9 protein-coding genes and 2 pseudogenes are annotated in these 10,341 nt (G+C 63.1%); 4 read left to right on the top strand and 7 right to left on the bottom strand.

Going from position 1 to position 10,341, the window contains the following annotated elements; genetic code table 11:
• Positions 1-188: DDE-type integrase/transposase/recombinase (locus NF876_RS00950; RefSeq protein ID WP_262265622.1), on the top strand; the 188-nt coding region annotated here is incomplete at its 5' end.
• 22 nt (positions 189-210) lie between these two features.
• On the opposite strand, the gene NF876_RS00945 is transcribed toward NF876_RS00950, so the two are convergent.
• The 4 genes and pseudogenes from NF876_RS00945 to NF876_RS00930 form a co-directional block, all read right to left on the bottom strand.
• Positions 211-468, bottom strand: a complete 258-nt coding sequence (locus NF876_RS00945; protein ID WP_262267138.1) for a hypothetical protein — start codon at positions 466-468, stop codon at positions 211-213.
• A gap of 68 nt (positions 469-536) precedes the next feature.
• Complete coding sequence (locus NF876_RS00940) at positions 537-1,700, bottom strand: RHE_PE00001 family protein (RefSeq protein ID WP_247654119.1); 1,164 nt, start codon at positions 1,698-1,700, stop codon at positions 537-539.
• 109 nt (positions 1,701-1,809) lie between these two features.
• Entirely contained in the window at positions 1,810-2,886 is a 1,077-nt protein-coding gene (locus NF876_RS00935) for a S66 family peptidase (RefSeq protein WP_210804995.1), read from the bottom strand.
• 104 nt (positions 2,887-2,990) lie between these two features.
• Positions 2,991-3,272, bottom strand: a pseudogene (locus tag NF876_RS00930) (IS66 family transposase); the annotation flags it as partial.
• An 88-nt stretch (positions 3,273-3,360) separates the two neighbouring features.
• Here NF876_RS00930 and NF876_RS00925 point away from each other — a divergent pair.
• Positions 3,361-4,479, top strand: coding sequence for an IS110 family RNA-guided transposase (locus tag NF876_RS00925; RefSeq protein ID WP_262265624.1), 1,119 nt, complete (start codon positions 3,361-3,363; stop codon positions 4,477-4,479).
• 320 nt (positions 4,480-4,799) lie between these two features.
• On the opposite strand, the gene NF876_RS00920 is transcribed toward NF876_RS00925, so the two are convergent.
• Together NF876_RS00920 and NF876_RS00915 are read right to left on the bottom strand one after the other, a co-directional pair.
• A complete protein-coding gene (locus NF876_RS00920; RefSeq protein WP_247654109.1) occupies positions 4,800-4,985 on the bottom strand; it encodes a hypothetical protein in 186 nt (61 codons plus the stop codon).
• A gap of 127 nt (positions 4,986-5,112) precedes the next feature.
• A complete protein-coding gene (locus tag NF876_RS00915) occupies positions 5,113-6,147 on the bottom strand; it encodes a transposase (RefSeq protein ID WP_210804907.1) in 1,035 nt (344 codons plus the stop codon).
• A gap of 425 nt (positions 6,148-6,572) precedes the next feature.
• Here NF876_RS00915 and NF876_RS00910 point away from each other — a divergent pair, with 425 nt between their 5' ends.
• Complete coding sequence (locus NF876_RS00910) at positions 6,573-7,493, top strand: recombinase family protein (RefSeq protein ID WP_262267137.1); 921 nt, start codon at positions 6,573-6,575, stop codon at positions 7,491-7,493.
• A gap of 16 nt (positions 7,494-7,509) precedes the next feature.
• Positions 7,510-7,797: pseudogene (locus tag NF876_RS43320) on the top strand (recombinase family protein); the annotation flags it as partial.
• Positions 7,798-9,065: 1,268 nt separating this feature from the next.
• Here NF876_RS43320 and NF876_RS00905 read toward each other — a convergent pair.
• Positions 9,066-9,875: an aminoglycoside phosphotransferase family protein gene (locus NF876_RS00905; protein WP_262267136.1), complete on the bottom strand. Its 810-nt coding sequence runs from the start codon at positions 9,873-9,875 to the stop codon at positions 9,066-9,068.
• Between the last annotated feature and the right edge of the window lie 466 nt (positions 9,876-10,341).

The raw sequence follows: 10,341 nt of genomic DNA, 5'->3' as shown, positions 1-10,341 counted from the left end.
CGGATCACGGCGCGCTCAAGCGCGTCATCCGGCCGACACGCGGCTTCCAGACGATGAAAACCGCCGCTGCAACCCCGATGGGTTTTGAAACCATGCGCATGATCCGCCGCGGTCATTACAACAAGCAAGGATGTCGAGCGACAGGCGAAGTCCGTCTCTTCAATCAGCTCTTCGGCCTTGCAGCTTGAACGACCCGTTCGACGGGGTTCGTTATGCCCTTTTCAAGTTACTGCAACGGTGCCGGAGTGAGACGGTGATCGCCAGCTGATAGGCATTGACGGCCCAAACGGCCGTTGCCGGATCCACCTGAAGCTGCTGGGCCAGCACTGGCAGGGCGACATTGACGATCGCGCTGTCCAGAACCGCCATGGTGAGCGCGATGGCGATGGCAGCAAAGGCCCAGAGCCGTGCCGGATTGGGCAGGCCATCTGAGACGCCTTCGGCAGGCAGCTTCCGTGGTGAGGTCATGGGCATGATGAGGTGTTGATTGGTTCGCTTCGATGGCGCATTCACGCGGTTGGTGAACCGGCCGGAGGTTACACGATCTCCCAGGCGGTAGCGGGTGCGACCGGTGAGCTCGCGCGGCAGGGCCCGCCGAGCTGGGCGAGCATCAGGTCGATGGCCTTGGGCGTGACCTTGTGCAGCTTGGCCGCGAGCAGCACCGTCACCAGCGGGCGCGACAGGAACAGGTCGACCAGCTCCGGCAGCCTCGAGTTGGAGCGGGTTTTGGCGGTGGCACGGCTCATCAGGTCGCGGGCCAGGATCAGCCGGTCGAGATCCTTGTTGGCGATGCTCAGGGCTTCCTCCAGCACCCGGCAGAAACCCTCCAGCGTCTCGGCGGCCCCTTTTCTCCCCTGCGGCCGGAACCGGGATTGCTCGACGCCGGCGGCAAGCGGCAGGAGATGGTGGGTCAGCCCTGTCGCCCGCAGGATGGCAGCGGCCATGATCAGCCCGAGCCAGGGCTGGCGGGGGTAGAGGTCGAGATCCAGCCACGCCTTCCAGGCCGCGGCGGCCGCAGCGACGGCTGGCCAGGAGCCGGTCCGTTCGACCACATCGAGCCACAGGTCCTCAGCCTCCGCCTCGTCATGATCCGGATCGTAGACCAAATGCGAACGGTTCGCGGGCAGCGGAGTCTCGCCGGCGAGGACGTGGCTGGTGCGTGCGAGCAGCGCGTCGGTCTCCGCGAAGTGCGCCTTCCACGGATCGGCATCGTTGGCATAGGGCAGGTAGGCCTCCTCACCGCCGGGATCGGTCTTCTTGCTTCCGGCCCTGATGGGTGCCTGCTCCGCCACGCCTCGGATGCCACGCAGGGCGGCCAGTCCGTCGATCGATAGCGGCCAGGGTGCCCTGCTGGCCAGAGCGGTGCGCCGGGCCCGCAGGGCGGCCGCGGCGCGGACAAGCTCGTGCGTGGGATGGCGCACATCCATGCCGGCATCATGCAGAACCAGGTCCCCGACATCGACAAGGTGTCCGTCGAGGAGCAGCGCCCGCACGGCCTCGGTCATATCGCAGCGGGACTGCCACCCGACCGCGAGGCCGGAGGTCTCGAGCCGGGCGTCGAAGCGCAGGGTGCTGATCGTGATCAGCTCGAGCCGGCCGGCGACGGTCTCCCACGGCAGTTCCGGCAGGGAATAGGCGCAGGGGAACGGTTGTTCCTCCTCGATCCCCCCTACCCTGCCCCCGAAAAGTAACCGGGGCAATTTGGGGGGCGATGCTCTGGAGCCATCGTTCTATGCAGAAGGCGGACCCACTTTTCACTGGCGGAGTTATGCGGACTGTCAAAGCGACGCTTCGGATCGGCACGCTGCGTCAGCGGGCTGTAGCGGTGACACCAGGCTCCGGAATCGTGAGCTGGGCCCTGCGGCAATCAATTTCAGCTGTCGCGCCATAGGGTAATGTGGCCATCGGATCCGTGTGTCCGAAATCGCATTCTGCCAGCACTGGCAGGTGCTGCATGCCCGCCTCGGCGAGAGCGCGCAGGACCGCCTCCTCCTGCTCCCTCCTATAGACTTCGTTCGTCTGCCCGCCCGGGCGTCCGAGAACGATGCCTGAGAGACGGGGCAAGATGCCCTGAGCCACTAAATTGCGGAGCCAGCGCAGGACAAGGGTTGCCGGCGGGGCTTCCTCGGAGGTCTCGTAGAAGAGGATCGCCCTGTTCCAGTAATCCAGCGGCGGCCACCAATCCGAGCCTTTCAGCATCTCCAGGACCTCGGCGCAGCCACCGATGAGATGTCCCTGTGCAATCCCTGTCCCCTGTAAGGTTCGCGGGCCGGTCGAGGGTGTCATCCTTCTGCGGCGGCTCTGGTTCTCGGGATCTTTCCAGGGCAGATGTTCGACGGTCCACCCTTCCGGGTTTGGTTCGATCGCTCCGATGGGATCTGTTTGAAAGATGGCCTTGCGCAGGGCGTTCTCGGCGTAGGCATGCATGCCCCCGTTCTCGGCAAAGCCCGCCATAATGGTCGGACCATAGAACGAGCTAAGACCCGCCTTGAGACAACCGAAGTGCAGGATGGTTGGATCGGAGTAGCCGAGAAAGACCTTGGGATTATCCGCGATCACATTCAGGTCGATATGCGGGATCAGGCGGATCGCATCGTCACCGCCAATGCTGGCAATGACGCCCTTGATCGAGGAGTCTGCGAAGGCCGCATGAATGTCCTCGGCGCGAGCCTGAGGGTACCGGTCGAGCCATGCGGCATCGCGAAGGGTATGGGGCATTTCGACAGGCCTGAGTCCAAAGACCTCGGAAAGAACCTTTTTGCCTGCCTCATAGCGATGCGGGAAGATCGCGGGTCCGCCCCAGCTCGTCGAAACGATAGCGACGCGATCGCCAGCCTGTAGGGCCTGTGGCTTGACCAGGGGTCTTTTCCACCAACGATCCGCCATATTGCATCCTCGCAACGGTCCTTACCTCTTGTCGCATATGGACCGAATAATGAGAACGGCGCCGCTTTCACAGCGCGGCCCAAAGATGTTGATGAAGCCGGTGCTTAGGTTGCCCAGATGACGAGCTCGGCCAGCGGCGGGATCCTTGGCCGTTCCCCATTCAGTCCCAGTCTGTCCCCGAGATAGGTGAAGAACGCCAGCCCGAGCTTGCGGCAGGTCTTCGACAGCCCCAGCATCACGTCGCGCGCCATGCGGCCATCCGCACTCATGGTGCCGCCGGAGATCTTGCGCTTGGTCACCCAGGCGCGCAGGTCGTTCTCGGAGGCATTGGTGTGCAGCGGGATCTCGGGCCGCTCGAGCACCCGCAGCAGACCGTATGTTCGTTGCCGGCGAAGGTGGCTCGTCCACACTATGCGATGAGCGAGGGTTGCGCTGGATGGGCCGGCGCCGAGCCTCCCGCACAGGGGACGAGCCATGCAGCAGAATAGCAAAGTGTTTGTCGGTCTAGATACCTCCAAACTGAAGACCTCCGTCGCCGTGGCCGAGGACGGTCGCCAGGGTGAGATCCGCTTTCTCGGCGACATCGACAACACCCCGGAGGCCGTGCGGCGCCTGGTGAACAAGCTGGCCAGCCGGCACGGCGAGCTGCTGTTCTGCTACGAGGCGGGGCCGACCGGCTATGGCCTGCAGCGCCAGATCTCCGCGCTCGGCCATGAGTGTGCGGTCATCGCGCCCTCGCTCATCCCCAAGCGCCCGGGCGAGCGCGTCAAGACCAATCGCCGCGATGCCCTGACCCTGGCCCGGCTGCACCGGGCCGGCGAGCTGACCGTCATCTGGGTTCCGGATCCGGGCCATGAAGCCGTGCGCGAACTGGTGCGAGCGCGGGAGGCCGCGATGGCAGATCTGCGTGAGAAGCGCCAGCACCTGCAATCCTTCCTGCTGCGTCATGGGCGGATCTTCCCTGGCCGTCAGCCTTGGACCCGGGCGCACGCACGATGGCTGGCCGAACTCATCTTTGAGCATCCGGCCCAGTATCTGGTCCTGCAGGAATACCGGAAGGCGATTGAGGAGGCCGAGACCCGCCTCGCGCGGTTGACCCAGCAGGTCGCCGAGGTGGTCGCAACCTGGTCGATGGCGCCGGTGGTGGAGGCGTATCAGGCCCTGCGCGGCGTGGCGCTCCTGACGGCGGTGACCTTTGTGGCCGAGATCGGCGATGTGCGCCGCTTCGAGAGCCCGCGCCAGCTGATGGCCTATCTCGGTCTGGTGCCGTGCGAAAGCTCCACAGGCGAGCGGGTCCGGCGGGGCAGCATCACAAAGGCTGGCAACACCCGCGTTCGCCGGGTTCTGATCGAGGGCGCCTGGACCTATCGCTTTCCGGCCCGGATGAGCCGCGTGCTGCAGGAACGCCAGGAGGGCTTGCCGCAGATCGTGCGGATGATTGCCTGGAAGGCGCAGGTGCGGCTGTGCGCGCGCTATCGGCGGCTGATGGCGGCCGGTAAGCGCCAGACCGTGGTGGCAACTGCAATCGCGCGGGAGATGACAGCCTTCCTCTGGGCGATTGGCCATGAGGTTGAGCCACGCTCCGCCGCCTGAGGGCGAACAAAGACAAGACCTCAGAACGAACCAGATCACGCTCGACTGACATCTGTGATTGCGCAGCACCGGAGGCAGGGCCTCGGTGGGGAACCCTCGTCCGAATTGTGTGGCCGATGATGTGTCATTGACGCCCGCCAGCAGATCGAGGCAGCCCCGGACGAACACACGGAAATGCGGTGACCAACCCGCGCATCAGAGTCTGCTCAACCGTCGTCTTGACGGCTCTGTCTCCGGCCCTGCGCAATCGCTTTATCCGGCCTGGCCCTGTTCCTGCATCGGGATTGCATACCCACGTCAAGGCTCATTGACAACGAACATCAGAGTTCGGTCTTCCTCCGCGCCAGGCGGGCCAGCAAGTCGTCGAGCTCCTTGTAGCCCGTGCGCAGGCCAAAGATCCGGTCAAACTGCCACCGGAAGGCCCGCTCCCCACCTGGCGAGGGGCTCTGCTTCCACAGCTTCAGGCTGCGGTAAAAGCACCAAATCGCCTCGCGGACCAACTCCACCGCCTGGGCCTGCTTGGGGAGGCCGGCATCAGCTTCTGCAGGTGGCGCTCCGCATGGATCCAGCACAGGGCGTGCGTGGTCACCCGGAACTGACCGGCATCGTCGGAGACCACGACGGTGTTGTCCATCAGCCCGTGATGCCGGAGCGCCCCCAGGTGGCGGCTTCGTCCAGTGCCTGCAGCAGAGGCCGGTCGAAGATGTTGATCGAGCACCGCAACAGATGCTGCCACCACTCCATTTGCGAACCGAACACCTGGTCCGGATGCGTGGCCAGCCGAGCGATCACAGTCGCATCGACAGATTGCGCCCGCAAATAGTCCAGTGTGGCTTCGTTGACGACGTAGTCCTCGCAGCCGGCCCGCAGCAGCGTCAGGAAGTTCAGGCGCGACTTCGACCGGCTGGTGCGAAAGACGCAAAAGCGCTCGCCGCCGATCTGGGTGGTCACCGCAGGACGGCGGGCATGGCGCGCCCCAGTGTCGTCGACGGTGAGGTAGGGTGAGGAGGTCAGGCCCGCCTGTAGAATCGCGCGGTCCTCCTGCTCAAACGCCTCCAGATCGGCGGTGAGCAGACGCACCACCTCGCGCTTCGAGATCGACAGGCCGATGCCGTTCAGCAGATCGGTCAGGCGCTCGGTGGTCACCTGGCCTTGCGTGTGCAGAGCCAGGCAGATCCGCTTCACATTGGGCCCGAACCCGCCGGTGATGCCGGGCGGCAGCGGCGCGATGATGGTTTGGCCCTCGGAGGTCACCCAGCGTTCCCGCTTGTAGCGCACCACCTCGGCGGCCAGCATCAGATCCCGATGCACCACCGTCTTGTACCCCTTGAAGCGCGAGCCGGGTGGCACCTCGACCTGCAGCGTCACCTCGCGGGTGACCCGATCCCGTTTGGCGCCACGACCTGGACGCCGGCCTGGACCGGGAGGCTTTGGCTGGGTGGCTTTCTCCATGCCGGAGGGTTTGAAGGGTGGGCGCGGCGGCAGGTGCTTGAGCCGGGCGATCTCATCCTTCAGGGCTTGATTGTCGCGGCGCAGGTTGCTGTTGTCGAGGCGCAGTTGCTCGATCTCTTGCTCCAGTCGAGCAATCTTGCCAGCCAGATCCGAGACCAGCTCGCGCAGGACCTTCTGAGACAGCGGTTTGTTGGAACCACCCGGCGGTGAGGTCATGCCGGGATTGAATCATGAATGTCCAGTCGGAGGAATCCCTCGCCCCCCAAAATGCCCCACTTACCCGAAAAGCATCACTGCGCCCTCAGACTAAGCTCTTGATAAACTGGACCTTAGCTTAGCAAGGCGAAGTGAAGCAAGCCTTCGCTACGTTGAGAGGCGAGATCATTCAGGTCTCCCTTTGAGACTCCGGTCGCGGTTCAGCGCCGTCGGCCTCGCCAGGGCGACCCGACGCGCCCTTTTTGACCCGCGAGGGCGCGGACGGGCTCGGGAGCGCTTATTCTAAGCCATTTCAGGAGGCGCCGTGAAAGCTCTCGCTGCTCTTCTGGTTAACGCGTCCGCGTGAAAGACGCCCTCAAACGATCAGTTGCTCACGACAAGCGAAAGTGTACAAAGGGCTTGAAAATGGCTTCGGAAAACCATTGATGGCCCCTCCCCTCTCGAAAGCTCGGCTAATCGGCTACGCTCGGGTCTCCACAGAGGACCAAGCGCACGATGCTCAGCTCGACGAACTGCGCGCGGCTGGCTGTGCCGAGATCCACCAGGAGCATGGGTCCGGCGCAAGCCGAGCTCGGCCGGTGCTGGCGCGACTAATCCGTGAGATCAAGCCAAGTGAGGTTCTGGTCGTGGTGCGCTTGGATCGTTTGGCTCGTTCAGTCAGCCACCTGCTTGAGGTGATAGAGACGCTGGAGGCAAAGAAAGCACATTTCCGCTCCCTGCGCGATCCGATCGACACCTCGACACCTCAAGGCATATTTTCCTTGCAGGTGCTCGGTGCAGTCGCCCAGCTCGAACGCTCTCTGATCTCAGAGCGCACGCGAGCGGGCATCAAGGCCGCCAAGGCACGAGGGAAGAAGCCGGGAAATCCAGGGATGCGGGAGCGGAGGCCGGAGGCCATCCGCAAGATCGCTCTGGCCCGGGAGAAGGTCTATGTGGATGATCTGATCGCCGGCGCGGACCAATGGATGCCGACGGTGCGCCGCATGCGCCCGCAGCACCCCTGGGAAGACGTTGTTCGCGTCCTCGGTAACAACGGCCAACGGTGGACGGTGGCCCGGCTCCGGCGCGCCGTCGGCAAGCTCGTGTCGCAGCACATGGCGGACCCTGCCCTCCTCCGCCCTGCCCCACGCAAGAACCTAGAGGACCGGCTCATGACGCTGATCGCCGGCATCGCCATGACCGACCCGAGCCTCTCGCTGCGGGATATCGGAGCGCAACTGGAGCGCATGCGGGAGCGGACCCCACGCGGCGGGCTCATATGGTCAGCCTCCTCAGTGAAGAAGCAGTTGGATCGAGCACGGAAGGCAGGGCTGGCGCTGCCGACATCGCTGGGGGCTGTGATCTAGATCCGAAACGCTCGGAGGGCGCAGAAGTCATTTCTGGTCCCTGCGCGACTCTGATGGCCCCCACGCCTCAGAGCATATTCTCTCTACAAGTTCTGGGGCTGTCGCCCAATTGGGGCGGTCCTATATCACTGAGCGCACCAAGGCAGGTATCACGGCTGCGGCCCGGCGCGGCGAGTGGCCGGTCAACCCAAGCTTAAGAGCCCGCGATCCGATTGCAGTTCGCAACGCAGCGGCCGGCTGGTCTCACGCTCATCTCGAAGAGGTCCTGGAAACGCTCAAGACTTGGCTGCCCATTGTCCATTAATTGCGCCCTCAACGCACCTGGGATGACGTAGCACTTATCCTCAATGCCTCAGACCAATTATGGACAGCGGAGCGACTACGTCGGACCACCAGACGTCTAATGAATGAGGGCTTGGCCGAAAAGGCGCTCTTATCGAAGGCCCCTCCCCGGTTCCCGAGCGAACGCCTTCTGACACTCGTCACTGACATCGCCGTAGCCGCGCCTGAGCTCACCCTGCGTCACATCGCAGCCCGTTTGAAAAGGATGCGGGAGCGGGCTCCTTGAGGAGGCGTCAGATGGTCTGCTTCATCTGTGAAATCGCTTATCGATCGGACCAACAAACTCGGGCGAACCGCCAATAGCGAGGTCTTGAGCTAGGCTTATATTCAAATCCTCACCAATCTGCTTCTGAATCGTCAAAACCTGACAATTCGGCCGCGATCTCCTGCAGCGCCCGATCCAATGGGCTTCGCCGTCCGCCGGTTCTAGTGGAGCGCCCAGCCCCCTGCCCTCCGTGTGTCAATCGCCGCCTGACGGTCCTAACCCCTCTCACGATCAGGTGGGCAAGCTCATCGTCGCCCAGCTCGTTAACCATATCTTCGATCTCGTGGCGGCTTGCCCGCTTTGCCAAAGACGTAAGCGACACGGCCTCTAAAGGCTGCTCCTCGGGAGTTTTCGTCGGGATGGTAGGCGATGCACGCCTGGCGGCAGCAGGCTTGGGTGGGGAGGCTCCGAATAGGTCCCCCTGCCTCTCGTCCCAAGATTGTCGCCGCCTCGTCGGGCCCCGTCCCAAAAGTTTGCCTCCCCTGCCCTGCTGGATGGTAAGGTAGACAACCCGTCTCTGGATCCACGATCCAACCCACCCACCTCGCCGATGCAGTCACGCCACGGAGCAGATCGCGGAATTGCAGCAGCACTGCGACTGAGGCAGTTGACAGCTGTCAACCCGTGCCGGCTGCGAAGTTTTATACCGATGCTCGCCGGAGCTTAAGCACGCAGCGGCCAATAGCCCGTTGCGTTTTTTAAGAATTGCGTCTGCTGCAGTTATTCGATGGCTAGGTTGGCCAGTGAGGCCGACTTATCTTGAGGAAGACATCCGGCAGAATCGACCTAACCGATGAGGCATATTACCTGCCGGGACCGCCCCACCCCCTCGACTGGCAACCCATTATTGACATCTGTCAACCGCAGAGAGCTCAGTTCCTGGTGGTACAAACCTGACGCTCGGTGCGCGTGCACAGATCGGCTGAGGGGCTAAGCGGACATTCGGCCAAGATGGACCGCGCAGATCATCGATTCAGTTCCGCTACTGCTAGCGCCGTAACCTGCAGATCAATGGTTGCCAGTTGGTCGTCCGCGCTCATAAACCAAGCAGCCGATAGCGCCGTCCAGGCCAAGACCCAGCGTAATAGACGTTGTCGCTCCAGCCCTGCGGCAGAGGTGACGAGTTCCAGAGGACGCGCGAAGCGGCCGGGCATAGTTGCAACCGGGTGTGTAGGATTCGCCAAATCGGGGTTTGTAAAGATGTTGGCGAAGTCGAAGCCGCGCTCTCCGACCAAGCGCTTTGGATCAATGGCGAGCCAGCCGCATGCTCCGAAGTCGAGCACGTTATCGTGGTGCAAGCCACCGTGCAGGACCCCGACTTCGCAGGGCTCGGCCAGCAGCGTACGGGCCGCCTCAGCGCAGTGGACCAGAATGCCCCCATGCGTGGCGGCTGCCGGCTCCAGGCCGCGAAGCCAACCCATCAGTGGGATCAGGTCAGGATGCGGCTTTGGTCTGGGGGCGTGAAGGCGGGCAGCAGTAGCACACAGAATGCGGCAGGCTTCGTCATCGCGGCCGGACCGGGCCATTCCAGCGAGCGAGTCCGAGCCGGTAGCACGCTCCAACAATAGGGCTTCATAATCCCGAGCCAGAACCCGCGCTGCGCCTTCGCCGTCCCACCATTCCATCAGCACGTCGCCAAAGCGCTCGTCCTCGTTATGGGATATCTTGAGTATGGGCTCGCCATCCTGTGTCACCGGCAACAACCGAGCGGCTGGGGTAGTGATAGGCTCGCCGTCGGGAACCAGATTCCAAAGTGTCAGGTAGGCCTCAAACATCGGTCAGACATATCACGGTGTATGGCCGCTTAGGAGACGTGAGCCGCGATGACCGATGGATGCTCACGACGGGCTTTATCCCTTAGGGCATGGCGGCCGACCAAGAATTGAACACCCAAAAGGGCGCTTTGGCCCCATGCTAGTTGACAGTTGTCAACTCTGCTATCCGTCTGAAACTCCCACCCGTTGGTGCGAGGCATGCCGGGATCTGAATTCGGCACCTTCCCAACGAAAGGGCAGGGGAGGCAGATCGGCACGCCGCACTTTCTGAAAATTGGATCGGCCCCGTTAGGCTAGCGGCGCTTCAGTGAGAGTGGACTTCTATCAACTCCAGTGGACAGTCCCCGACCTAGCGAGTATTGGCGCCAGGCTTTCAATTCGAAGACTGTGACAGTTGACAGGTGTCAACTGGACCCAACAGTGCTCCATGAGTATACTTTTTTACCGACGCTGGGCGATCGTTGTA

The sequence above is a fragment of the Microvirga yunnanensis genome (assembly GCF_025460875.1).
The sequence above is the reverse complement of the archived record's forward strand: the minus strand, read 5'-3'. Positions and strand labels throughout refer to the sequence as shown.